25 protein-coding genes are annotated in these 23,801 nt (G+C 69.6%); 17 read left to right on the forward strand and 8 right to left on the reverse strand.

All coding sequences use genetic code 11. From position 1 onward, the window contains the following. Positions 1-83: 83 nt before the first annotated feature. The 7 genes from CQ393_RS14840 to CQ393_RS14870 all read right to left on the reverse strand — a co-directional run bounded on the left by CQ393_RS14840 (position 84) and on the right by CQ393_RS14870 (position 6,704). Positions 84-383 carry a hypothetical protein gene (locus tag CQ393_RS14840; protein WP_343199990.1) on the reverse strand — a complete coding sequence of 100 codons (300 nt, stop codon included), beginning with the start codon at positions 381-383 and terminating at the stop codon, positions 84-86. Then, complete coding sequence (gene ccoP, locus CQ393_RS14845) at positions 380-1,312, reverse strand: cytochrome-c oxidase, cbb3-type subunit III (RefSeq protein WP_228114596.1); 933 nt, start codon at positions 1,310-1,312, stop codon at positions 380-382. The genes CQ393_RS14840 and ccoP overlap by 4 nt, the downstream gene beginning before the upstream one ends. A gap of 5 nt (positions 1,313-1,317) precedes the next feature. Next, on the reverse strand, positions 1,318-1,476 hold the full coding sequence (locus CQ393_RS14850) for a cbb3-type cytochrome c oxidase subunit 3 (protein WP_153192509.1): 159 nt from the start codon (positions 1,474-1,476) through the stop codon (positions 1,318-1,320). Next, a complete protein-coding gene (gene ccoO, locus CQ393_RS14855) occupies positions 1,473-2,102 on the reverse strand; it encodes a cytochrome-c oxidase, cbb3-type subunit II (protein WP_153192511.1) in 630 nt (209 codons plus the stop codon). The genes CQ393_RS14850 and ccoO overlap by 4 nt, the downstream gene beginning before the upstream one ends. Positions 2,103-2,117: 15 nt before the next feature. Continuing rightward, positions 2,118-3,557 (reverse strand): cytochrome-c oxidase, cbb3-type subunit I, encoded by a 1,440-nt coding sequence (ccoN, locus tag CQ393_RS14860; RefSeq protein WP_153192513.1) that lies wholly within the window; start codon positions 3,555-3,557, stop codon positions 2,118-2,120. Between the two features lie 195 nt (positions 3,558-3,752). After that, positions 3,753-4,211: an azurin gene (gene azu / locus CQ393_RS14865; protein ID WP_153192514.1), complete on the reverse strand. Its 459-nt coding sequence runs from the start codon at positions 4,209-4,211 to the stop codon at positions 3,753-3,755. A 429-nt stretch (positions 4,212-4,640) separates the two neighbouring features. Next, positions 4,641-6,704 carry a 3-hydroxyacyl-CoA dehydrogenase NAD-binding domain-containing protein gene (locus tag CQ393_RS14870; RefSeq protein WP_153192516.1) on the reverse strand — a complete coding sequence of 688 codons (2,064 nt, stop codon included), beginning with the start codon at positions 6,702-6,704 and terminating at the stop codon, positions 4,641-4,643. 374 nt (positions 6,705-7,078) lie between these two features. Between CQ393_RS14870 and rpoE the strand changes: the two genes are divergently transcribed. From rpoE to CQ393_RS14915, 9 genes are all read left to right on the forward strand, one after another. Further along, entirely contained in the window at positions 7,079-7,699 is a 621-nt protein-coding gene (gene rpoE / locus CQ393_RS14875) for an RNA polymerase sigma factor RpoE (protein WP_153192518.1), read from the forward strand. After that, positions 7,696-8,544: a sigma-E factor negative regulatory protein gene (locus CQ393_RS14880; protein ID WP_153192520.1), complete on the forward strand. Its 849-nt coding sequence runs from the start codon at positions 7,696-7,698 to the stop codon at positions 8,542-8,544. The genes rpoE and CQ393_RS14880 overlap by 4 nt, the downstream gene beginning before the upstream one ends. A gap of 124 nt (positions 8,545-8,668) precedes the next feature. Next, complete coding sequence (locus tag CQ393_RS14885; RefSeq protein ID WP_153192522.1) at positions 8,669-10,189, forward strand: DegQ family serine endoprotease; 1,521 nt, start codon at positions 8,669-8,671, stop codon at positions 10,187-10,189. 150 nt (positions 10,190-10,339) lie between these two features. Continuing rightward, positions 10,340-12,133 (forward strand): translation elongation factor 4, encoded by a 1,794-nt coding sequence (lepA, locus tag CQ393_RS14890; protein ID WP_194269682.1) that lies wholly within the window; start codon positions 10,340-10,342, stop codon positions 12,131-12,133. A 43-nt stretch (positions 12,134-12,176) separates the two neighbouring features. Next, a complete protein-coding gene (gene lepB, locus CQ393_RS14895) occupies positions 12,177-12,995 on the forward strand; it encodes a signal peptidase I (RefSeq protein WP_153192525.1) in 819 nt (272 codons plus the stop codon). A gap of 26 nt (positions 12,996-13,021) precedes the next feature. Next, positions 13,022-13,390, forward strand: a complete 369-nt coding sequence (locus tag CQ393_RS14900; RefSeq protein WP_153192527.1) for a DUF4845 domain-containing protein — start codon at positions 13,022-13,024, stop codon at positions 13,388-13,390. Further along, positions 13,383-14,057: a ribonuclease III gene (gene rnc / locus CQ393_RS14905; RefSeq protein ID WP_343199991.1), complete on the forward strand. Its 675-nt coding sequence runs from the start codon at positions 13,383-13,385 to the stop codon at positions 14,055-14,057. The genes CQ393_RS14900 and rnc overlap by 8 nt, the downstream gene beginning before the upstream one ends. Beyond that, positions 14,054-14,950 carry a GTPase Era gene (era, locus tag CQ393_RS14910; RefSeq protein ID WP_343199992.1) on the forward strand — a complete coding sequence of 299 codons (897 nt, stop codon included), beginning with the start codon at positions 14,054-14,056 and terminating at the stop codon, positions 14,948-14,950. Before rnc ends, era begins: the two co-directional genes overlap by 4 nt. Before the next feature lie 153 nt (positions 14,951-15,103). Beyond that, positions 15,104-15,841 carry a DNA repair protein RecO C-terminal domain-containing protein gene (locus tag CQ393_RS14915; protein WP_153192529.1) on the forward strand — a complete coding sequence of 246 codons (738 nt, stop codon included), beginning with the start codon at positions 15,104-15,106 and terminating at the stop codon, positions 15,839-15,841. Positions 15,842-15,877: 36 nt separating this feature from the next. On the opposite strand, the gene CQ393_RS14920 is transcribed toward CQ393_RS14915, so the two are convergent. Further along, positions 15,878-16,594, reverse strand: a complete 717-nt coding sequence (locus tag CQ393_RS14920) for a response regulator (RefSeq protein ID WP_153192531.1) — start codon at positions 16,592-16,594, stop codon at positions 15,878-15,880. Between the two features lie 125 nt (positions 16,595-16,719). Here CQ393_RS14920 and rlmD point away from each other — a divergent pair, with 125 nt between their 5' ends. The 8 genes from rlmD to CQ393_RS14960 all read left to right on the forward strand — a co-directional run bounded on the left by rlmD (position 16,720) and on the right by CQ393_RS14960 (position 23,794). Beyond that, positions 16,720-18,057, forward strand: a complete 1,338-nt coding sequence (rlmD, locus tag CQ393_RS14925; RefSeq protein ID WP_343199993.1) for a 23S rRNA (uracil(1939)-C(5))-methyltransferase RlmD — start codon at positions 16,720-16,722, stop codon at positions 18,055-18,057. 156 nt (positions 18,058-18,213) lie between these two features. Beyond that, positions 18,214-18,717, forward strand: coding sequence for a CYTH domain-containing protein (locus CQ393_RS14930; RefSeq protein WP_153192535.1), 504 nt, complete (start codon positions 18,214-18,216; stop codon positions 18,715-18,717). Between the two features lie 25 nt (positions 18,718-18,742). After that, positions 18,743-19,435 carry a DsbA family oxidoreductase gene (locus tag CQ393_RS14935; RefSeq protein ID WP_153192537.1) on the forward strand — a complete coding sequence of 231 codons (693 nt, stop codon included), beginning with the start codon at positions 18,743-18,745 and terminating at the stop codon, positions 19,433-19,435. A 54-nt stretch (positions 19,436-19,489) separates the two neighbouring features. Beyond that, complete coding sequence (nagZ, locus tag CQ393_RS14940; RefSeq protein WP_153192539.1) at positions 19,490-20,497, forward strand: beta-N-acetylhexosaminidase; 1,008 nt, start codon at positions 19,490-19,492, stop codon at positions 20,495-20,497. Further along, positions 20,497-21,048 (forward strand): hypoxanthine-guanine phosphoribosyltransferase, encoded by a 552-nt coding sequence (locus tag CQ393_RS14945; protein ID WP_153192541.1) that lies wholly within the window; start codon positions 20,497-20,499, stop codon positions 21,046-21,048. Before nagZ ends, CQ393_RS14945 begins: the two co-directional genes overlap by 1 nt. A gap of 246 nt (positions 21,049-21,294) precedes the next feature. Beyond that, on the forward strand, positions 21,295-22,053 hold the full coding sequence (locus CQ393_RS14950; protein WP_153192543.1) for an S-methyl-5'-thioinosine phosphorylase: 759 nt from the start codon (positions 21,295-21,297) through the stop codon (positions 22,051-22,053). Between the two features lie 90 nt (positions 22,054-22,143). After that, entirely contained in the window at positions 22,144-22,350 is a 207-nt protein-coding gene (locus CQ393_RS14955; RefSeq protein WP_057506519.1) for a cold-shock protein, read from the forward strand. Between the two features lie 214 nt (positions 22,351-22,564). Continuing rightward, positions 22,565-23,794, forward strand: coding sequence for an NAD(P)/FAD-dependent oxidoreductase (locus CQ393_RS14960; protein ID WP_153192545.1), 1,230 nt, complete (start codon positions 22,565-22,567; stop codon positions 23,792-23,794). Positions 23,795-23,801: the final 7 nt, after the last annotated feature.

A 23,801-nucleotide genomic window follows, 5' to 3' on the forward strand; every position in this document is an offset into this window, starting at 1 on the left:
TAGGCGTGGCGTATTGCTGCGCGGGGGCGATCAGTATCGGCGTGTAGCAGGGACGAGGAAGCGACGGATTGTCGCAGCCGCGTTCAACGGTCCGGCGGCAGGGCGCGGTTGAAGCGGCTGGCGGGCCGCAGCAGGATCCAGGTGAAGAGACTGGACGAAGCGGTGGCCAGCCAGAACATGGCGAAGCCCAGCGTATAGCCGAGCTCGCGCGAGATATTCAGGTTGGGGAAGGTCATGTCGCGCAGCGTCAGCGGGTCGACGAAGGCGAAGAACACCATCGTCGCCACGCCGGCGGCGAAGAAGCTGGGCCAGGCGATGGCCCCCACGCGCTGGGCCAGCGGACGTGGGGGATGGTCGAAGCGTGGCTCGCTGAAGTCGGTCACTTTGCGCTCGTGCTGGCCTTGGCGTCGGACTGATTATGCGACAACGACCAGACGTAGGCGGCGACCAGGCGGACGCGGGTCTCGCCGAGCAGCTCGCGGTGCGCCGGCATGCTGCCGTGGCGGCCCTGGGTGATCGTCTTGTACAGGCTGTCGCGGCTGTTGCCGTAGAGCCAGTAGTTGTCGGTCAGGTCCGGCGCGCCGAGGTCCTGGTTGCCCTTGCCGTCCACCCCGTGGCAGGCCACGCAGACGCCGTCGTACAGCTTCTTGCCGCGGGCGGCCATGTAGTTGTTCTGCAGGGTTTCCGGGGCCGACAGGGTGCGCACGTAGGCGATGGTGTAATCCACCGCCTCCGGGCCGCCCATGCCGGTCAGCACGGTGCCCCATTCCGGCATGATGCCTTCGCGGCCGTCCAGCACCGTCTCCAGGATGCGCTCGGGCGAACCGCCCCAGTGCCAGATGTCGTCGGTCAGGTTCGGGTAGCCGATGGCGCCCTGGCCCGAGGAGCCGTGGCAGGTGGCGCAGGTGTTGCCGAAGATCGAGCGGCCCAGCGCCAGTGCCTTCGGGTCCTTGGACAGCTGGTCGATCGGCTGGCCGGCGTAGGGCTTGAAGGTCTGCTCCAGCTTGGCGTCCTCGACCGCCTTCTCCCTGGCGTGCTCGCCCTGGGAGGTCCAGCCGCTGTAGCCGGGGATGTTGCCCAGGCCGCCGTACCAGAACAGGTAGCCGATGCTGAAGATGATGGTCAGGTAGAACAGGTTGATCCACCAGCGCGGCAGCGGCTTGTTGTACTCGGTGATGTCGCCGTCCCAGGTGTGCAGCGTGTCCTCCGGCTTCGGGTCGCCGGGGCGGCGGCGCGCGGTCCACCACAGCAGCCATACGCAGCCGAAGATGTTCAGCGCAACCAGGGCGATGACGTACCACGTCCATCCCATGCTCATCATCCGCGCTCTCCCCCGTTGCCGTATCGCACGTTGTCCTCTTCCAGCGGCAGGCGTGCCGCATCCTCGAATTCACGCTTGCGCTTCGGGCTCCAGGCCCAGATCCAGCCGCCGACGAACAAGGCCAGCAGCAGCGCGGTCACGATGCCGGAGATCATTGCTGGCCTCCCCGCGGCGCATGCCGCCCCAGGCCCTGCAGGTAGGCCACGACCGCATCCAGCTCGGTCTTGCCCTTGACGTCCTCGGCGGCGCTGGCGAGCTGTTCGTCGCTGTACGGGTCGCCCAGCGCCTTGAGCGCGGCCATGTGCCGGGCCACCGTGGCGCCGTCCAGCGTGTTCTTCTCCAGCCACGGGAAGCTGGGCATGTTCGACTCGGGCACCACGTCGCGCGGATTGACCAGGTGCACGCGGTGCCAGGCGTCGGAATAGCGGCCGCCGACGCGCGCAAGGTCAGGGCCGGTGCGCTTGCTGCCCCACTGGAAGGGACGGTCGTAGACCGACTCGCCCGCCAGCGAATAGTGGCCGTACCGCTCGGTCTCGAAGCGCAGGGTGCGCACCATCTGCGAATGGCAGTTGTAGCAGCCCTCGCGGACGTAGATGTCGCGCCCGGCCAGTTCCAGCGCCGGGTAGGGCTCCACGCCTTCCAGCGGCTTGATCGCCTCGGCCTGGAACATCAGCGGCACGATCTCGGCCAGGCCGCCGAAGGACACGGCCACCGCGATCAGCACCGCCATCAGGCCGACGTTCTTCTCGACTTTCTCGTGGGGATTCTTGTTCTCGCTCATGGGGTTCCTTCCTCCTCAGGCACGCACTTCGGAGGCGTCGACGGGCAGCAGCGGCTGCGGTTCGATCGCGGGGGCGGTGCGCCAGGTACGCCATACGTTCCAGGCCATCAGGCACATGCCGCTCAACACCACCAGGCCGCCGCCGAGGCGGATCAGGTAGTACGGATAGGTGAACTTGAGCGACTCGACGAAGGTGTAGGTCAGGGTGCCGTCGTCGTTGGTCGCGCGCCACATCAGGCCCTGCATCACGCCGGCGATCCACATCGAGGCGATGTAGAGCACCACGCCGATGGTGTGCAGCCAGAAGTGCGTGTCGATGGCCTTGACCGAATACATCTGCTCGCGGCCCAGCAGCTTGGGCATCAGCGCGTAGATCGAGCCGATCGAGATCATCGCCACCCAGCCCAGCGCGCCGGCGTGGACGTGGCCCACGGTCCAGTCGGTGTAGTGCGACAGCGAGTTGACCGTCTTGATCGACATCATCGGGCCTTCGAACGTGGCGATCATGTAGAACGACACGGCCACGATCAGGAACTTCAGGATCGGATCGGTGCGCAGCTTGTGCCAGACGCCGGACAGGGTCAGCACGCCGTTGATCGCGCCGCCCCACGACGGGGCCAGCAGGATCAGCGAGAACACCATGCCCAGCGACTGCGCCCAGTCGGGCAGGGCGGTGTACTGCAGGTGGTGCGGGCCGGCCCACATGTAGATCGCGATCAGCGCCCAGAAGTGCACGATCGACAGCCGGTAGGAGTAGATCGGGCGGCCAGCCTGCTTGGGCACGAAGTAGTACATCATGCCCAGGAAGCCGGCGGTCAGGAAGAAGCCCACCGCGTTGTGGCCGTACCACCACTGCACCATCGCATCGACCGCGCCGCTGTAGACCGGGTAGGACTTGGTCAGGCCGGCGGGGATGGAGATGTTGTTGACGATGTGCAGCAGGGCGATGGCCAGGATGAAGCCGGCGTAGAACCAGTTGGCCACGTAGATGTGCTTGACCCGGCGTTTTGCGATCGTGCCGATGAACAGCACCGCGTAGGCCACCCACACCGCGGCGATCAGGATGTCGATCGGCCACTCCAGTTCGGCGTACTCCTTGCCCTGGGTCCAGCCCAGCGGCAGCGAGATGGCCGCGGCCACGATCACCAGCTGCCAGCCCCAGAACACGAAGGCCGCCAGCTTGTCGGAAATCAGCCTAACGTGGCAGGTGCGCTGCACCACGTGCAGGCTGGTCGCCATCAGCGCGCAGCCGCCGAAGGCGAAGATCACCGCGTTGGTATGCAGCGGCCGCAGCCGTCCGTAGCTGAGCCACGGAATGCCCTCGCCGAGCGTCGGCCAATAGAGCTGGGCGGCGATGATCACGCCCACCAGCATCCCCACGATGCCCCAGACCACGGTCATCACCGCGAACTGGCGCACCACCTTGTCGTTGTATGTCCCCTGCACGCTTTGCATGCGGCCTGATCCTCGGTCTGAACGGGGGAATCATCCCCGCGTGGAGCACTCCGGGCATTGACTTGGATCAATGCGTGTCCCGGGCGTTTGCAGTCATCCACGCACCGCGATGGGCCGTTGGATGCCATCCTGAACAGTATATGACGAAGGCCCGGGCGACAGGGTCGCCCGGGCCTGGGTCCTGGGTCCGGCGGATCAGCGGGTGACGACCAGCTTGCCCTTCATCATGGCCGAGTGGCCCGGGAAGGTGCAGTAGAAGCTGTAGTCGCCGCCGGCGGTGAGCTTGTTGCCCGGGAAGCGGACCTGGGTCTTCTGCCCGCCGCCGATCAGGCTGGTATGGGCGATCACGCGTGCGTCGCCGGCAGGCACGTAGTTGTTCGCGACGCCGGCGCGGATCGCGTCGCGGTTGACGCCGGCCATGTCGGCGGTGGTCGAGACCACCACGTTGTGGCCCATCGCCGCGGCCGGCAGCTTGCCGGTGTGGGCCAGCTCGATGGTGATGGTGGCGCAGCCGGCCGAAACGGTGGCTTCCTTGAGATCGAACTGCATCGCGTCGTTGCCCTTGAGCGAGACGGTGCAGTTGCCGGCGGCCTGGGCCGCGCCGGCGGCGCCGATCAGGGCCAGGGCGAGGAGAAGGCGGCGCGAGGTTTTCATGGGGTTGCTCCTGTGGGGTATGCGATGGACGCTGCGTGCGGCCTGGTCGTCACGGCCCGGCGACGGTGTGCCGGGCGACGGGTATAGATTCGGCCCGGGCGCGCCGGATTGCCTTGATTTGCGTCAATCGGCGCGCAGGTGGCGCGAATGGCCATGCGCTGCGTTCATCCGCGCCCGCCATCGCGGGGCTCCGGGGAGAGAGCCGCGATGGCGCGGGCGATGAAGTCGCCGGGAGCGGCCTGCGGCATCGCCTGTCGCTGGCGCGGAACTCCCGGGTGAGGTCCACGATGGCACGGGCGATGAAAACCGACGGGGCGGCCTGCTGCCTTGCCTGTCGCTGGCACAGCAAGGTGTTGCGATGGATGCGGCAGAAAAAAACCGGGGCTGCAATGCAGCCCCGGTCGTGTCCCCACTGCTTCGTGCGGGCGGTCAGGCGATGGGTTCGCGCAGCACCGGCATGTCCCAGCCCGGGCGCGGGGCGAAGCGGTCGCCATGGCGCGCCTGCAGGGTCCTGAGCTTGTCCACCAGCGTGTCGGCGCCGGTGGCGCGGATGTGCTGGATCGGGCCGCCGCGGAACGGCGCGAAGCCGGTGCCGAAGATCACGCCGGCATCGAGCAGGTCGGCATCGGCCACCACGCCGTCGTGCAGGCAGGCCACCGCCTCGTTGAGCAGCGGCAGGATCAGGCGGTCCTCCAGGTCCGACGGCGCCTGGTAGTCCCTGGCCACGTCGGGTTTGACCGCGCGGCCGTTTTCCCACTTGTAGATACCCTGGCCGTCCTTCTTGCCGCGCTTGCCCGGTTCCACGGTCGCCAGCGCGGCCGGGATCTGCAGGCCCAGGAACGGCGCCAGTTCCCTGCCGACGCTGGCGGCCACGTCCAGGCCCACGGTGTCGAGCAGTTCGATCGGCCCCATCGGCATGCCGAACTTCACCGCGGCGCGGTCGATCGCCGGGCCGGGGATGCCCTCGGCGTAGGCGGTGGCCGCTTCCAGCATGTAGGGGAACAGCACGCGGTTGACCAGGAAGCCCGGGGTGCCGGCCACCGGCACCGGGAACTTGCCCAGCGCCTTGCAGAACGCGGCCAGCCGCTGCTCGGTTTCCGGCGCCATGGCGTCGTGGTGGATGATCTCCACCAGCGGCATCTGCGCCACCGGGTTGAAATAGTGCAGGCCGGCGAACCGGGCCGGCTGGGCGATGTGCTCGCGCAGCTCCACCAGCGGGATCGAGGAGGTGTTGGTGGTCAGCAGCGCGTCGGCCTTCATCCGCGGCTCCAGCGACTGGTACAGCTCGCGCTTGGCCTCCGGGTTCTCGATGATCGCCTCGATCACCAGGTCGGCCCTGGCCACGCCGTCGCCGGCCAGGTCGGCCTTCAGCCGTGCCGCCACTTCCGGGCGCTTGGCCGGGTCCTTCACTTTTTTCTCGAACAGCGCCTGGGCGCGGGTCATGGCCGGGTCGATGAAACGCTGCTCGCGGTCCTGCAGGGTGACCTCGAAACCCTTGTAGGCTGCCCACGCGGCGATGTCGCCGCCCATCACGCCGGCGCCGACCACGTGCACGTGGCCGATACGGGCGTCCTTGCCGCCCAGGCCCTTGAGCCGTTCGGTCAGGAAGAAGATGCGGATCAGGTTGCGCGCGGTCGGGCCGCCGGCCAGCTTGACCACGGCGCGGCGCTCGGCGTCCAGCCGCGCCTGGATGCCGCTGCCGCCGGTGCGTTCCCAGGTCGAGATCAGCGCGTACGGCGCCGGGTACTGGTCCTTCTTCGCCTTGCGCGCGACCTGCTTGGCCATCTGCGGGGCGAGGATCTTGCGCGCCAGCCAGGTGTTGGTGGCCCAGGCGGTGGCGCGCTGCTTGAACGGCCGGGTCACGCCAGACTGCAGCAGCGATACCGCCGCGTCGACCAGCACCGCCGGCGCGGCGACCTTGTCGACCAGGCCGATGCCGCGCGCGGCCGAGGCCGACAGGGTGCGCCCGGTCAACATCATGTCCATCGCCGCCGGCGCGCCGACCAGCCGCGGCAGGCGCGCGCTGCCGCCCCAGCCCGGGAAGATGCCCAGCTGGGTCTCGGGCAGGCCGATGCGGGTGGACGGGTCGCTGGAGGCCACGCGGTAGCGGCAGGCCAGCGCCAGTTCGGTGCCGCCGCCCAGGCAATGCCCGTGGATCGCGGCGACGGTCGGGCAGGGCAGCTCGGCCAGCTTCTGGTAGGTGGACTGGCCGCGGCGGATGGCGTCGTTGACGGTGCCGCGGCGGTCGAACTCCTGGAATTCCTTGAGGTCGGCGCCGGCGATGAAGCCGGCGGCCTTGGCCGAGCGGATCACCACGCCCTTGGGCGGGTCGATCGCCAGCCGCTCGACGATGTCGCCCAGTTCCAGCAGCACGTCCTGCGACATCGCGTTGACCGGACTGTCGCGGCGGTCCAGGGCGAGCACGACGATGCCGTCGTCGCGGATCTCGGCCTGCCAGTGAGTGAAGCGGAGCCCATCGAAACCTGAAAGCATGGGACGTTCCATCCGGTTGTGTATGGAGAAGATCGCTATGATCCAGAGGTTGTTTCCCCGGCGTCAAATCCCAATGCTGGGAAGCATGGGCGTTCGCGCCGGCCGGTCATCGCCGACAGGCTATCCGAACGCAGGTAGGAACATGTTCACGTCCCTGTTGCGCCCGTCACGGCGGTCGACGTGCGGTGCCCGGTATCCTCGCGTGTTCCCCGCGCGCTTCCGGAATCGGCGCTGGTCGCGGGACGCGGGACGCGGCGACGGTAAACATGGTCTGAAGGCCGGTACGGCGACCCGCGGACGGGGCGCTGAACTTTTTCCGCCACAGGCGGTCTCATTGCCCGACGTCGGTTGGGCTGACAGGAGTGCGGCCCCCCATGGCCGAGGTTGAAACACCGCAGGAGCTGGATCTGGAGCTGGTCCGGCGCGTGCAGCGCGGCGAGAGCGCGGCGTTCGATGTCCTGGTGCGCAAGTACCAGCACCGCATCGTCGCGCTGATCGGGCGCTACATCGCCGACTGGAGTGAATGTCAGGACGTGGCCCAGGACACTTTCGTGCGCGCCTACCGCGCGATCGGGAATTTCCGTGGCGACGCCCAGTTCTATACCTGGTTGCATCGAATCGCAGTGAATACCGCCAAGAACTACCTTGCCGCGCACAACCGGCGCCCGCCGACCGACGATGTCGAGATCGGCGACGCCGAACAGTTCGACGCCGGCGCGCGCCTGCGCGACACCGACACGCCCGAACGCGAACTGATGCGCCAGGAACTGGAACAGACCGTGATGAAGGCGGTCGACGCGCTTCCCGAGGAGCTGCGTTCGGCCATCACGTTGCGAGAGGTGGAAGGCATGAGTTACGAGGAAATCGCGCAGAAGATGGGGTGCCCGATCGGCACCGTGCGTTCGCGGATCTTCCGCGCCCGCGAAGCCATCGACGTCCAGCTGCGTCCGCTGCTGGACACCGCCAGCGCCACCCGTGAAAGGAGCCGCGCATGAATGTTTCCGGTCGCCAGGCGGTCGATGCCGCCGACAAGTTCGAACTTCATTACCGGCAGCAGCTGTCGGCGCTGGTCGACGGCGAACTGCCCACCGACGAGGCGCGGTTCCTGCTGCGCCGGCTGCAGCACGACGGCGAACTATCCGGCTGCCAGGAGCGCTGGCAACTGCTCGGCGACGTGCTGCGCGGCCAGGCCTGCGCGCCGGCGCCGGCCGGTTTCGAGCTGAAGGTCCGCGAGGCGATCGCCGCCGATGCCCGGCCGATGCCGTCCGCCTCGGAGCGGCAGGTACGGCGCACCGGCTGGCGACGCTGGGGCGGCGGTGCCGCGCTGGCGGCCTCGGTCGCGGCCGTGGCCCTGTTCATGGCGCGCGAGCGGATGCCCGAGCCGGCCGCGCCGGAAACGGTGATCGCCAGTGCCGCCCAGGTTCCCGCCGCCACGGCGGTGGCCGATGCCGGCCAGGCTGCGGAAGCCGGCGCCGGGCTGGCCGCGGCGGTGCCTGCCGTGGCCGCCGCGACGCTGCGGCGCGCGGATGCATCGGCGCGCCGCGGCAGCGCCACCCGTACCCAGCAGGCGGCGCGCGGCGTCGCCGCACGGCAGGCCGAGCCGGCGCGCGCGGTGGCCGCGCAGGCGCCGGTGCCGGCCCTGCGCCACGATCCGTTCGCCGACCCCGGCGGCGTGCTGCAGGCACGTCCGTGGCCGCGCTCGAGCCTCTCGCCGGCGTTGTCGGGCAATGCCTTGAACGCCAGCCTGCCGGCCGAAGGCGGGGCGACCTTCTACCCGTTCGAGCCGCGCATGCCCTCGCAGGGCATGGCGGAGCCGGGCGCGTCGACGCCGCGGCACTGAGCCGGCGCTCCTTCCCACGCCCGCGGCCTGCGCGGCGGGCGTCGTTTCCCCGGGATTTCCCCGTCTGGCGGTCGATGCCGGACGGAGCGTGTTTCTTCCTCTTCCAATCGGAGGCTTGAGTCTGATGACCCACCGTATCCATACGCGGCTGTTCGGCCTGCTGGCGATCACCCTGCCGCTGGCCGCCTGCGCCCAGAACAACGCGCCCGCCGCCCCCGCCGAGCAGGCGGTCGCCGCCCGTCCCGCCGCGCCGGCGCCGCAGCTGGTCAGCGGCCTGCCCGATTTCACCCAGTTGGTGGACCAGGTCGGGCCGGGCGTGGTGAACGTCGAGACCGTCATCGGCCCGCGCCGCAATCCGCGCATGGCCGGCGGCGGCCGCCCGGACATGGACCAGCTGCCGGACTTCTTCCGGCGCTTCTTCGGCCCGGACTTCCAGATGCCCGGCGGCGATGCGCCGGACAATGGTCCGCGCGGCCGCGGCATGGGCTCGGGCTTCATCATTTCCGCCGACGGCTACGTGCTGACCAACCACCACGTGATCGACGGCGCCGAGACGGTCAAGGTCAAGCTCAGCGACCGCCGCGAGTTCGACGCCAAGGTCGTCGGCAGCGACCAGCAGTACGACGTGGCGCTGCTGAAGATCGACGCCAAGGGCCTGCCGACCGTGCGCGTGGGCGATTCCAACACGCTCAAGCCCGGGCAGTGGGTGGTGGCTATCGGCTCGCCGTTCGGGCTGGACCACTCGGTCACCGCCGGCATCGTCAGCGCCACCGGCCGCAGCAACCCGTATGCCGAGCAGCGCTACGTGCCGTTCATCCAGACCGACGTGGCGATCAACCAGGGCAACTCCGGCGGCCCGCTGCTCAACACCCGCGGCGAGGTGGTCGGCATCAACTCGCAGATCTTCTCCGCCTCCGGCGGCTACATGGGCATCAGCTTCGCCATCCCGATCGACCTGGCGATGAGCGCGGTGGAGCAGATCAAGAAGACCGGCAAGGTCAGCCGCGGCCAGCTCGGCGTCATGGTCGGTGCGGTGACCACCGACATCGCCCAGGGATTCAAGCTGCCGGATAGCCGTGGTGCGCTGGTCAACCAGATGGTCGAGGATTCGGCCGCAGCCAAGGCGGGCGTGCAGCTGGGCGACGTGATCCGTTCGGTCAACGGTACCGAGATCGCTGCCTCCAGCGACCTGCCGCCGCTGATCGGCGCCATGCCGCCGGGCAGCAAGGTCCGGCTGGGCATCCTGCGCGACGGCAAGCAGCGCGAGATCACCGTGACCCTGACCGAGCTAGCGGAGGATGCGGCCCGTGCGGCCAATGCCCCGGCGGCGGCCGGCGAGGACAGGCCACAGGTCGGCGCCAACGCCCTGCTGGGGCTGGAAGTGGCCGACCTGACCGCGGCCGAACGCAAGCAGCTGGGCCTGGAAGCGGGCGAGGGCGTGCGCATTACCGGCGTGAACGGCCAGGCTGCGCGCGAGGTGCGGCTTTCGCCGGGCATGGTGGTGCTGCAGGTCGGCCGCACCCCGGTCGGCAGCGTGGCCGCGCTCAACCGCGAACTGGCCGGCTATAAGAAGGGCGACGTGGTGATGCTGCTGGTGCGTGCCGGGGGCAACAGCGCCTTCGTCGCGGTCCGGGCCGGCAACTGACGCCCTTCAGGAAGCTGTACGCAGGGGCCGCCTCCGGGCGGCTCCTGCCGTCCGGGCCGGCGCCGGTGCGGGCCGGACGCCGGGCGTGCGATAATGCCGCGTTATCCTGACGACGCGCCGCGCCGCCGCCACCTTATGTCTGCCGATCCAATGCGGAACATCCGCAATTTCTCCATCATCGCCCACGTCGACCATGGCAAGTCCACCCTGGCCGACCGCATCATCCAGATCTGCGGCGGCCTCACCGCGCGCGAAATGGAAGCGCAGGTCCTGGACAACAACCCGATCGAGCGCGAGCGTGGCATCACCATCAAGGCGCAGTCGGTGTCGTTGCCGTACACCGCGCGCAATGGCGAAACCTACTACCTGAACTTCATCGACACCCCCGGCCACGTCGACTTCTCCTATGAAGTCAGCCGCTCGCTGGCCGCCTGCGAGGGCGCGCTGCTGGTGGTGGACGCGGCGCAGGGCGTGGAAGCCCAGTCCGTGGCCAACTGCTATACCGCGGTCGAGATGGGCCTGGAAGTGGTGCCGGTGCTGAACAAGATCGACCTGCCCACCGCCGACACCGAGCGCGCCAAGGCCGAGATCGAAGCAGTGATCGGCATCGACGCCACCGACGCGGTGCCGGTATCGGCCAAGACCGGCCTGAACGTGGAGGAGGTGCTGGAGGCCATCGTGCACCGCATCCCGCCGCCGGCCCCGCGCGCGACCGACAAGCTGCAGGCGCTGATCATCGACTCCTGGTTCGACAATTACCTGGGCGTGGTCTCGCTGGTGCGGGTGATGCAGGGCGAGGTCAAGACCGGCGACAAGCTGCTGGTCATGTCCACCGGCCGCAACCACCAGGTCGACGCGGTGGGCGTGTTCACGCCCAAGCGCAAGGTCACCGGCAAGCTGTCGGCGGGCGAGGTGGGCTGGATCACCGCGTCGATCAAGGACGTGCACGGCGCGCCGGTAGGCGACACCCTGACCCTGGCCGCCGACCCGGCGCCGGCGCCGCTGCCCGGTTTCCAGGAAATGCAGCCGCGCGTGTTCGCCGGCCTGTTCCCGGTCGACGCCGAGGACTACCCGGACCTGCGCGAGGCGCTGGACAAGCTGCGCCTGAACGACGCCGCGCTGCGCTTCGAGCCGGAAAGCTCCGAAGCGATGGGCTTCGGCTTCCGCTGCGGCTTCCTCGGCATGCTGCACATGGAGATCGTGCAGGAACGCCTGGAGCGCGAGTACGACCTGGACCTGATCAGCACCGCGCCGACCGTGGTCTACGAGGTGCTCAAGAGCGACGGGTCCATCGTGATGATGGACAACCCGGCCAAGCTGCCGCCGGTGAACCAGGTCGAGGAGATCCGCGAGCCGATCATCCGCGCCAACGTGCTCACCCCCGAGGAGTACATCGGCAACATCATCAAGCTGTGCGAGGAGAAGCGCGGCAGCCAGATCGGCATCAACTACCTGGGCAGCCAGGTGCAGATCAGCTACGAGCTGCCGATGGCCGAAGTGGTGCTGGACTTCTTCGACAAGCTCAAGTCGGTCAGCCGCGGCTACGCCTCGCTGGACTACCACTTCGTGCGCTTCGAGGCCGGCCCGTTCGTGCGCGTGGACGTGCTGATCAACGGCGACAAGGTCGACGCGCTGTCGCTGATCGTGCACCGCAGCCATGCCGACCGCCGCGGCCGCGAGCTGTGCGAGAAGATGAAGGACCTGATCCCGCGGCAGATGTTCGACGTCGCCATCCAGGCCGCCGTCGGCTCGCAGATCATCGCCCGCACCACGGTCAAGGCGATGCGCAAGAACGTGCTGGCCAAGTGCTATGGTGGCGACGTTTCGCGCAAGAAGAAGCTGCTGGAGAAGCAGAAGGAAGGCAAGAAGCGCATGAAGCAGGTCGGCCGCGTGGAGATCCCGCAGGAAGCCTTCCTGGCCGTGCTGCAGATGGACAACAAGTGACCGGCGCCTGCCGCCGGGTCCCGTGCATAGCGAAGGATGACGAATGAAATGGTTTGAAATCGCCCTGGTGGTGCTGACCCTGGGGTCGGGCCTGGTCCTGCTGCTGGACAAGCTGTTCCTGGCCAGGCGCCGCGCGACCAAGGGCGGCCTGCTGGACAGCGAGGAGCCGGCGGTCGTCGACTATTCGCGCGCCTTCTTCCCGGTACTGGCCGTGGTGCTGGTGCTGCGCAGCTTCATCGCCGAGCCGTACAAGATCCCGTCCAGCTCGATGATGCCCAACCTGCTGATCGGCGATTTCATCCTCGTCAACAAGTTCGCCTACGGCATCCGCCTGCCGATCACCAACACCAAGGTGATCCCGACCGGCGAACCCAGGCGCGGCGACGTGGTGGTGTTCCAGTTCCCGGGCCATCCGGACATGCCGGGCGACCCGCAGCGCGGCGAGAACTTCATCAAGCGCGTCATCGGCCTGCCGGGCGACCGCATCGGCTTCCATGGCGACACCCTGTCGATCAACGGCCAGCCGCTGGCCTACGAGGTCAAGGGCGAATACGTCGGCAAGGGCCGCGGCGCGGAAATGAACGGCGCCAGCCTGCTCAGCGAGGCGCTGCCGGGCCGCACCCATACCGTGCTGGAATACCTGGGCCGCGCCAATCCGGCCGGGCAGGGCGACTGGGAAGTGCCGCAGGGCCAGTACCTGGTGATGGGCGACAACCGCGACAACAGCGACGACGGCCGTTTCTGGGGCTTCCTGCCGGAGCAGAACCTGCGCGGCAAGGCGTTCCTGATCTGGCTCAACTGCAGCGGCTGGTTCTGCAAGGACGGCTTCGAGCCGTCGCGGATCGGCTCGGGCATCCAGTAACGTAGGCGCAACCGGGGGAGAACGCTATGAATCGCAAGCAAGGCGGCATGACGCTGACGTCGTTCCTGATGGTGTTGGCCGTGGCGGGTTTCGCGGTGTACATCGGCATGAAGCTGTTCCCGATGTACCAGGAGTTCTATGCGGTCAAGACCTCGATGAAGGCCCTGGCCAAGGAGCCGGGCAGCGCCGATCCGGTCAAGGCGCAGGAGCTGTTCTTCAAGCGCATGGACATGAATTACTCCGACAGCGTCAAGCGCGAGAACATCAAGTTCGACCGCATCGACGGCGGCGTGCGCATGAACGTGAGCTACGAAGTGCGTCGCCCGCTGGTCGGCAACCTCGACATCGTCGGCCGCTTCGAGAATTCCCAGGAACTGACGTCGCACGGTGAGTAGGACGGTGACGCGGGGTGACCGCATCGGCCACCCGTTCCGGGACCCGGGGCTGCTGCGGCAGGCCCTGACCCATCGCAGCGCGGGCGCGCCGCACAACGAGCGCCTGGAGTTCCTCGGCGACAGCATCGTCAACCTGCTCGTGGCCGAGGCGCTGTTCGCGCGCTGGCCCAAGGCCGACGAGGGCGCGCTGACCCGGGCGCGGGCGGCGCTGGTGTGCGAGGGCGCGCTGGCGGCCATGGCCCGCACCCTGGAGCTGGGCGAGCGCCTGACCCTGGGGCCGGGCGAGATGAAGTCCGGCGGTCACCGCCGCGATTCGATCCTGGCCGACGCCTTCGAGGCGGTGGTGGCGGCGATCTACCTGGACGCCGGTTTCGAGGCCTGCCGCGCGCGGGTGCTGCCCTGGTTCGAAGCGCCGATGGCCGCCGTGCCGGTCGGCAAACCCGAAAAAGACCCCAAGACCCGCCTGCAGGAATGGCTGCAGGCGCGGCAGAAACCCCTGCCGGTCTATGAACTGGTATCGGAGACCGGCGATGACCACGCCCGGCATTTCCGGGTACGCTGCCGCCTGACCGACCCGGACGTGACCACCGAGGGCGAAGGCAGCTCCCGGCGGCTGGCAGAACAACAGGCGGCTGCGGCCGCGATCGAGCAACTGGATTCCAAGTGAACGAGACCACCTCCCACCGCTGCGGCAGCGTCGCCGTCATCGGCCGCCCCAACGTCGGCAAATCGACCCTGACCAACGCCCTGGTGGGCGCCAAGGTCAGCATCGTCTCCAACCGGCCGCAGACCACGCGCCACCGCCTGCTGGGCATCGCCACCTATCCGGAAGGCCAGCTGGTGCTGGTCGACACCCCCGGATTGCACCGCCAGCAGAAGCGGGCCATGAACCGGGTGATGAACCGCGCCGCGCGCGGCTCGCTGGAAGGCGTGGACGCCGGCCTGCTGGTGATCGAGGCCGGGCGCTGGGACGAGGAGGACACGCTGGCCTTCAACGTGCTGCGCGATGCCGGCATCCCGGTGGTGCTGGTGGTCAACAAGGTCGACCGCCTGAAGGACAAGGGCGCGCTGCTGCCGTTCCTGCAGGAGATCACCGAAGGCCGCGACTTCGCCGGCGTGCACCCGATCTCGGCACAGAAGCGCAACGGCCTGGAAGCGCTGGTGCGCGAGGTGCTCGCGCTGCTGCCGGAAGCCCCGCCGATGTTCGGCGAGGACGAGATCACAGACCGCAGCCAGCGTTTCCTGGCCGGCGAACTGGTGCGCGAGCAGCTGATGCGCCAGCTGGGCGAGGAACTGCCGTACGCTACCACGGTGGAGATCGAGCGCTTCGCCGAGGACGGCAACCTGCTGCGCATCGGCGCGGTGATCTGGGTCGAGCGCGAGGGCCAGAAGGCCATCGTGATCGGCAAGGGCGGCGCGCGCCTGAAGGAGATCGGCGCCAAGGCCCGCCTGCAGATGGAGCGGCTGTTCGGCGCCAAGGTGTTCCTGGAAACCTGGGTGCGCGTGCGCGAGGGCTGGTCGGACGACGAAGCCGCGCTCAAGGCCTTCGGCTACGAGTGAAGCCGGGAACCGGGAAGGGGCAACCGGGAATGACGGTTCGCGGGTAGACGGGTTCGAATTGCTTCACCCGGTGCCAGGTGGCCAAGGTGTGCCGCCCCAGGCGCGGCGCAACTCCATTCCCCGTTCCCTGTTCCCCCTTCCCGGCCCTACCGCATGCGCATCGACGACGAACCTGCCTACGTCCTGCATGCGCGCCCCTGGCGCGAGACCAGCCTGCTGGTCGAGGCGCTGACGCGCGAGCATGGCCGCATCGGCCTGCTCGCGCGCGGCGTGCACGGGCCGAAGAAGCAGGCCCTGCGCGCGGCGCTGCAGCCGCTGCAGTCGATCCGCCTGGATGCGGCGATGGCCGGCGAACTGGCGCAGCTGCGCCGCGCCGAGAGCCAGGACGCGGCGCCGCGCCTGCACGGCCAGGCGATGCTGGCCGCCTTCTACATCAACGAACTGGTGCTGCGGCTGGCGCCGCGCCACGATCCACTGCCCGAGCTGCACCACGCCTACGGTCAGGTGCGCGGGCGGCTGGCCGACGCGGACGGGCTGGCGTGGGCGCTGCGCCGCTTCGAGCGCGACCTGCTCGACGCGCTGGGGTTCGGCTTCGACTGGACCAGCGCCGCGGACGGGCAGCCGATCGATCCGGCGGCGCGTTACCGGCTGGACCCGCAGGAAGGGCCGCTGCGCCTGCTGAGCGAGCGCAACGCCGCCGAACGCCGCGGCCTGGCCACCGGCGTGGCCCTGCTGGCGCTGGGCGAGGACCGCATGCCCGGGGCGGCCGACCTGGCCAGCCTGCGGCCGCAGATGCGCGCGGTACTGCTGCACCACCTGGGTGGGCGCGGGCTCAAGTCCTGGGAGATGCTGGGCGACCTGGCCCGCGGCAACGGGCCGGTTCCAGGCTGACCCCGCGGCGCGCCGCGGGTGCCGCGGTGGTTCCTCTCAGTGGAGCAGGGCGCTCACCGCCGCATCGAACTGGCGCCGCGCCATGTCTGATTCCGGCGCCTGGTGCAGCTGCCGCACCGCGCGGCCGAGCCGCGAGGCGCCGACGAAACCACAGCTGGCCTGCAGGCGGTGCAGCTGCGTGCGCAGGGCGCCGGCATCGTGCTGCCGCAGCGCCACCGAGACGGCGTCGCGGGCGACCGGCAGCTCGGACAGGAACAGTTCGCGCAGCGCCACGACATGGGCCCGCTGGCCGTTGAGCGCGCTCAGCGCCGCGTTCTCGTCCCAGTCCGGCGTGGCCGCGTCCTCGCCCGCCGGGGCGTCGGCGCCGCGGTTGCGGCCGAGGCAGCCGCGCACGGCGTCGAGCAGGTCGGCGCGGGTCATCGGTTTGGCCAGGAACCGCTCGAAACCGGCCTCGCGCAGCGACTGCCGGGTACCGGCGCCGTTGTCGGCGGTATGGGCCAGGGCGGGGACGCCGGCGTGCAGCGCGCGCAGGCGCTGCAGCAGTTCCTGGCCGGTGCCGTCGGGGAGGTTGGCGTCTATCAGCCACAGGTCGTGGCGCGTCGCGCCGCCCATCTGCAGCGCCTGCGCGACCGAAGCAGCGACATCGACCGTGGCCGGCAGCGCTTCCAGCGCGGTACGGAAAAAGCCCTGGCTGGTCGCGTCGTCTTCGACCAGCAACAGGCGCGGCGGGTTGGCCTGCGCGTGCGTATTCATCTGCTGCCTCCATGTCAGCCGTGCCGGGCATGATTGGCGAAGTGGCCCGGCCGCGCAAGCGGCGGAAGTCCTGCCCATGCGCATCTGCGACAATGGCGCCCCCTTCGCCCGCAGCCGTCCGCCACGTGGCCCGATCCAGATCCCGCATAGACAAGACCCCGTTCCAGACCGACATCCTCGACCTCAGCCATGACGGCCGCGGCGTCGCCCGCCGCGAAGGCGAGGGCGGCAAGGTGACCTTCGTCGCCGGCGCGCTGCCCGGCGAGACGGTGATGGCCGAGCAGACCGGCAAGAGCCGCCACTTCGACGAAGCCCGCACCGTGGAGGTGCTCACCGCCTCGCCGCACCGCGTGCAGCCGCGCTGCCCGCACTTCGGCGTCTGCGCCGGCTGCGTGCTGCAGCACCTTGAGGAAGGCCAGCAGATCGTGGCCAAGCAGCAGGTGCTGATGGACAACCTGACCCGCATCGGCCACGTCAGCCCGGGCACGGTGCTGCCGCCGCTGGTCGGCGACAACTGGGGCTACCGGCGCAAGGGCCGGTTCTCGGTGCGCCGCGTCGAGAAGAAGGACAAGACCCTGGTGGGTTTCCGCGAGCAGGACCCGCGCTTCGTCGCCGACCTGTCGCAGTGCCTGACCGTGATCCCGGAGATCGGGACCAAGGTGGCGGCGCTGTCGGCCTTCATCGAGGGCCTGGACGGCAAGCGCGACATCCCGCAGATCGAGTTCATCGGCGGCGATGCCGCCATCGCCCTGACCGTGCGCCACCTGCAGCCGCTGTCCGACGCGGACCGGCAGGCGTGGCAGGCATTCGGCGAGCAGCATGGCTTCGCCATCTACCTGCAGCCCGGCGGGCTGGAGTCGGTGCATCCGCTGTGGCCGGCCGAAGGCGTGCCGCTGTCGTTCGCGCTGCCGCAGTGGGACGTGGAACTGGCGTTCCGCCCGCTGGACTTCATCCAGGTCAACGCCAAGCTCAACCAGCAGATGATCGCGCACGCGCTTGCGCTGCTGGACGCTCAGCCGGACGAGCGCGTGCTCGACCTGTTCTGCGGCCTGGGCAACTTCACCCTGCCGCTGGCGCGCACCGTGCGCGAGGTGGTGGGCGTGGAAGGCGAGGCCGGGCTGGTGGCGCGGGCCAGGGAGAACGCGCAGCGCAACGGCCTGGACAACGCGCAGTTCTTCGCCGCCGACCTGACCCAGGACCAGCGCAGCGCACCGTGGATGCGGCAGGGCTTCGACAAGCTGCTGCTCGACCCGCCGCGCTCGGGCGCCATCGACGTGCTGCAGCAGCTGCCGCTCAAGCAGTTCAAGCGCATCGTCTACGTCAGCTGCCACCCGGGCTCGCTGGCGCGCGATGCCGGCTACCTGGTCAACGAGCAGGGCTTCACCCTGGTGTCGGCCGGCGCGATGGACATGTTCCCGCACACCGCGCACGTGGAAAGCATTGCGGTGTTCGAAAAGAAATAAATCCGTGCACAGGGATGTGCGTTGCTGTTGCGAGGGAATCGCATCAATGAATCCGCGCACAGGGATGTACGCTGCTTTGCGAGGGACCCGCATCATCGAACCCGCACCACGGATGGGCGTCACCGGCGTGAGGGACCCACACGAACGAGGTTTTGCATGGGCATCGAGATCGAGCGCAAGTTCCTGGTCACCAGCGACGACTGGCGTGCCGCCGCGCACGCCGTCATCCCGATGGCGCAGGGCTACATCAACGACATGGCGGCGATGGACAGCGGCGCGCAGAAGGCCTCGGTGCGCGTGCGCATCCAGGGCGAGGCGGCGTACCTGAACATCAAGTCGCGCGAACTGGGCCATACCCGCCAGGAGTTCGACTACCCGGTGCCGGTGGACGAGGCGCGCGAACTGCTGGCGCTGTGCGTCGGCGGCCTGGTCGACAAGCGCCGCCACCTGGTCAGGCACGGCGGCCTGCTGTGGGAAGTGGACGAGTTCCTCGGCGACAACGCCGGGCTGGTGGTGGCCGAAGTGGAACTGGAAAGCGCCGACCAGTCGTTCGAGAAGCCGGACTGGGCCGGCGCCGAGGTGACCGACGAGGCGCGCTACTACAACCTCGCGCTGGCCTCGCACCCCTATTCGCAATGGAGCGCCGCCGAGCGCGCCTGAGCCCCACCAAGACGGAGGAATTCCCATGCGCATCGACATATGGTCCGACGTGGTCTGCCCCTGGTGCTGGATCGGCAAGCACCGCTTCCAGCGCGCGCTGGCGCTGATGGGCGACAAGGCGCCGCAGGTCGAGGTGCGCTGGCATCCGTTCCTGCTCGATCCCGATGCCGGCACCACGCCGGTGCCGCTGCGGCAGGCCTATGCCGCCAAGTTCGGCGGCGCCGGGCGGGTCGAGCAGATGCTGGCGCAGACCCAGGGCACCGCGCAGGCCGAAGGCCTGCCGATGGATTTCGACCGCGGCCAGGTCCGGGTCACCACGCTGCCGGCGCACCGCCTGCTGTGGCTGGCCGGGCGCGAGGGCGTGCAGGAACAGGTCGGCGAGGCGCTGTTCCGCGCCCATTTCGAGCATGGCCGCAATCTCGCCGACCCGCAGGTGCTGGCCGAGGCGGCCGCAGCCGGCGGCATCGCGGCCGGGCGCGTCGAGGCGCTGCTGGCCTCGGACGAAGGCCTGGCCGAGGTCCGCGCCGGGCTGGGCCAGGCGCAGGCGCTGGGCATCCAGTCGGTGCCGACCTTCGTCATCGACGGCCGCTACGCGGTGCAGGGCGCGCAGCCGCCGGAGGTGATCGCGCAGGTGCTGGCGAAGGTCGCCGCCGAGCAGGCCCCGGCCGCCGGCGGCGCGGATGAACAGGCCTGCGGACCGGATGGCTGCCGGCTCTGACGCGATGGCCGCCATCTGCGACAATGCCCGGCTTGGCTGTATGGGAACCCGCACATGCTTCTGATCGGCGTCGCCGGCACCGAACTGACCGCGTCCGAACGCGACTGGCTGCAGCATGACGCCGTGGCCGGCGTAGTGCTGTTCAAGCGCAATTTCGCCTCGCGCGGGCAGGTGGTCGAGCTGACCGCCGCGATCCGCGCGGCGACCGCGCGCCCGCTGCTGATCGCCGTGGACCAGGAAGGCGGGCGCGTGCAGCGCTTCCGCGAGGGCTTCACCGACCTGCCGCCGCTGGACGGCTTCGGCCGGCTGTATGCCACCGACCCGGACGCCGCGCTGGCGCTGGCCGAGCAGCATGCCTGGCTGATGGCCAGCGAGATCCGCGCCAGTGGCCTGGACCTGAGCTTCGCCCCGGTGGTGGACGTGGGCCATGGCAACCTGGCCATCGGCAACCGCGCCTTCGCCGAGGACCCGCAGGTCGTGGCGGCGCTGGCCCAGGCCTACGTGCGCGGCATGCACGGCGCCGGCATGGCCGCCACGCTCAAGCACTTCCCCGGCCACGGCACGGTGCGTGAGGACACCCATGTCGACACCGCCGTCGACCCGCGCCCGCTGCACGAACTGGAAACGCAGGATCTGCTACCGTTCCGCGCCGGCATCCAGGTCGGGGCCGATGCGGTGATGATGGCCCACGTCGTCTACCCGCAGGTCGCGCCGGAACCGGCCGGCTATTCGCCGCGCTGGATCAACCAGATCCTGCGTGGACAGCTGGGCTTCCGCGGCGTGGTGTTCTCCGACGACATCGGCATGGCGGCCTCGTTCGCCGCCGGTGGCGTCAAGGCCCGGGTCGATGCCCACCTGGACGCCGGCTGCGACGTGGTGCTGGTCTGCCACCCGGAGCTGGTCGAAGAATCGCTGCAGGCCGTGGCCGGCCGCAGCCTCAACACCGCCGCGCTGCTGGGCCTGATCGCCCACGGCGCCATGGGCTGGGGCGGCCTGCTGGCCGACGCCCGCCACGGCGATACCCAAACCCGTCTGCTCGAAACTCTCGGAAGAACCGCCTGATGTCCAAACTCACTCTCGAACAAGCCGTGGCCCAGGCCGACCTGCTGGTCGATCGTCCCGCCATCGACCAGGCCATCGCCGGCATCGCCGACGCCATCGCGCGCGACTACAGGGGCGAGGTGCCGGTGTTCCTGTCGATCATGAACGGCGCGCTGCCGTTCGCCGGCCAGCTCGCGCTGGAACTGGGCGCACGCGGCCAGGACGCGCAGTTCGACTACATGCAGGCCTCGCGCTACCACGGCGAGAGCGGCGGCGAACTGGTCTGGAAGCACCGCCCGGTGTCGGCGCTGTTCGGCCGCCGCGTGCTGCTGGTGGACGACATCCTCGACGAGGGCTTCACCCTGCAGGGCGTGCGCGAATGGTGCCTGGAACAGGGCGCCACCGACGTGCGCATCGCGGTGCTGGCGGTCAAGAAGCACGACCGCTGCCTGCCCGACGTGCGCGCCGACTATGCCGGCATCGAACTGCCGGACCGCTTCGTGTTCGGTTTCGGCATGGATGTCAGCGAGTCGCTGCGCCCGCTGCCGGCCATCTACGCGATGAAGCAGTAAGGGGAGGGAGCTGGCCGTTGGCCGGCACGCGCCATCGCTTCGCGCTGTCGCCCCATGGTTCGCGTTGCAAACCATGGACCCCGTTTCTCGCCTGCTACACCCCCGCGCCTTCGGCGCGTCCCCTGACTCAGGGGGCTTTTCCCGGTCGCGAACTGGCAAGGGGCAGAAGCGGTCGTTGGTCGGCGCGATAGCGAGGGACAGCAGGCCGCGTCACCCTTGATTGCGAAAACAGATCAGGAAACAACCATGGGCAATATCGAACTGGCCGTGATCGGCGGCACCGGCGTCTACGCGCTGGCCGCGCTGGACGAGGTGCAGAGCCATGAAGTGCAGACCCGCTACGGCGCGCCGTCCGGCCCGGTGCGTGTCGGCCTGTTGGACGGCCGGCGCGTGGCCTTCCTCGCCCGCCATGGCGAGGGGCATTCGATCCCGCCGCACAGGATCAACTACCGCGCCAACCTGGCCGCGCTCAAGCAGCTGGGCGCCACCCGCGTGCTCGCGCTCAACACCGTCGGCGGCATCGGCGAGGACTTCGGGCCGCGCGTGCTGGCCTGCCCGGACCAGCTGATCGACTACACCTGGGGCCGGATCTCGACGCTGTGCGAGGAGGACGGCAGCGAGGTGCTGCACGTGGATTTCGGCCACCCGTACACGCCGTCGCTGCGCGCGCAGGTGCTGGCCGCGGCGCGCGCGCGCGGCGTCGCCGTGCATGACGGCGGCTGCTACGGCGCCACGCAGGGGCCGCGCCTGGAGACCATCGCCGAGATCGCGCGCATGCGCCGCGACGGCTGCGACCTGGTCGGCATGACCGGCATGCCCGAAGCCGGGCTGGCGCGCGAGCTGGACCTGGAATACGTCTGCCTGGCGATCGTCGCCAACTGGGCGGCCGGCTGCGGCGACGCGGCCGAGATCACGATGCAGGAGGTGCTGGACAACGTCGCCGCCGCCTCGGCGGGGCTGCCGGACCTGGTAGGCGGATTGGTGGGCGGATTGGCCCGGGGGTGATTGTCATCCCGGCCCAAGCTTTGCATACTCCGCCGGTACGCTTCATTCAGCGTGCATCAATCCATTCATCGAACAAGGTCTCGCATCACCATGCCGAACGGTACCGTCAAGTGGTTTAACGACGCCAAGGGATTTGGCTTCATCTCACCGGAGGACGGCAGCGCCGATGTCTTCGCGCACTTCTCCGCGATCAATTCCAAGGGCTTCCGCAGCCTGCAGGAAGGACAGCGCGTCAGCTATGACGTGACCCAGGGCCCGAAGGGCGCACAGGCTTCCAATATCACGCCGGCCGAGTGATCCACGCGGCCGTGCCGAAAGAACCCCGCCGCGGCGGGGTTTTTTTTGCTCCCGCCGTCCCTGGCCGGAACCCTTCGAGCCATCGGCAAGCGATGTCGAAAACCGCTGCAAACGGTTTTTTGGGGACGCATCTCCAGCGCCGCAATACCGGCGCCGGGCGATGGCGTAAGCCGCCGCCGGTTCCGCCGCGGTGGCCGCATCCGCAGGAAACGCAATGAGCAAGACGCTGGACATCGCCATCGTCGGCTACGGCACCGCCGGCCAGTCGCTGGCCGTGCTGCTGTCGCGCGACGGCCACCGCGTGCAGGTATTCGAACGCGCCGCTCGCCCCGGGCCGGTGGGCGCGGGTTTCCTGCTGCAGCCCAGCGGACTGCAGGTGCTGTGGCGCATGGGGCTGTTGCCGCAGGTGCTGGCGCACGGCGCGGTGGTGCGGCGGCTGTACGGCGAGACGCCGTGCGGACGCGCGGTGATGGACATGCGCTACACCGGGCTGGATGCGCGCCTGCACGGCGTGGGCATGCAGCGCGGCGCGCTGTTCTCGCTGCTGGAAGCGGCGTGGGAGCCGGGCGGGGCCCTGCACGTGGACAGCGGCATCGCCGCCATCGACGACAGCCTGCGGCGGGTGCGCGACCAGCACGGCCACTGGCACGGCCCGTTCGACCTGGTGATCGCCACCGACGGCGCCGCGTCCGGACTGCGCGCGCAGGTGCGCGGCACGCGGCTGGACCGCGTCTATCCGTGGGGCGCGCTGTGGTGCCTGTTGCCGGCCGGCGACTGGGCTTTCGCCGACGAGCTGCGCCAGCGCTACGTCGCCGCGCGCAAGATGATCGGCCTGCTGCCGGTGGGCACGCGGCCGGGTGACGAGGTGCCGCGCCTGAGCTTCTTCTGGAGTCTGCCGCGCGATGGCTTCGATGCCTGGGAGCGCGCCGGGCTCGAGCCCTGGCTCGACGAGGTCGCGCGGTTGTGGCCGGAGGCGCGGCGACGGCTGCAGGGCATCACCGTGCACACGCAGCTGGCGCGCGCCAGCTATCGCGACGCGGTGATGGAACGCTGGTACCGCGGCCGGCTGGTGCTGGCGGGCGACGCGGCGCATTCGATGAGCCCGCAACTGGGGCAGGGCGTGAACATGGCGCTGCTCGACGCGCTGGCCCTGCGCGATGCGCTGCGCGAGGAGGCCGACGTCGATGCGGCGCTGGCGCGCTACCAGGCCGCGCGCCAGGGGCACGTGCGCCTGTACCAGTTCTGGAGCCGCTGGCTGACGCCGCTGTTCCAGTCCGACCGCGACTGGATCGCGCACGCGCGCGACCTGCTGTTCAAGCCGATGGGGCGCATGCCCGGCGGCCGCGGGCACATGCTGCGCGTGCTCAGCGGTACCCAGCTGGGCCTGTTCGGCACGCTGCCGTTGCAGGACGACTTCATGCGCGCGCTGGCCGGCGCGGACTGAGCCACCG

The organism is Stenotrophomonas sp. MYb238, assembly GCF_009496535.1.
Taxonomy (GTDB): Bacteria; Pseudomonadota; Gammaproteobacteria; order Xanthomonadales; family Xanthomonadaceae; genus Stenotrophomonas.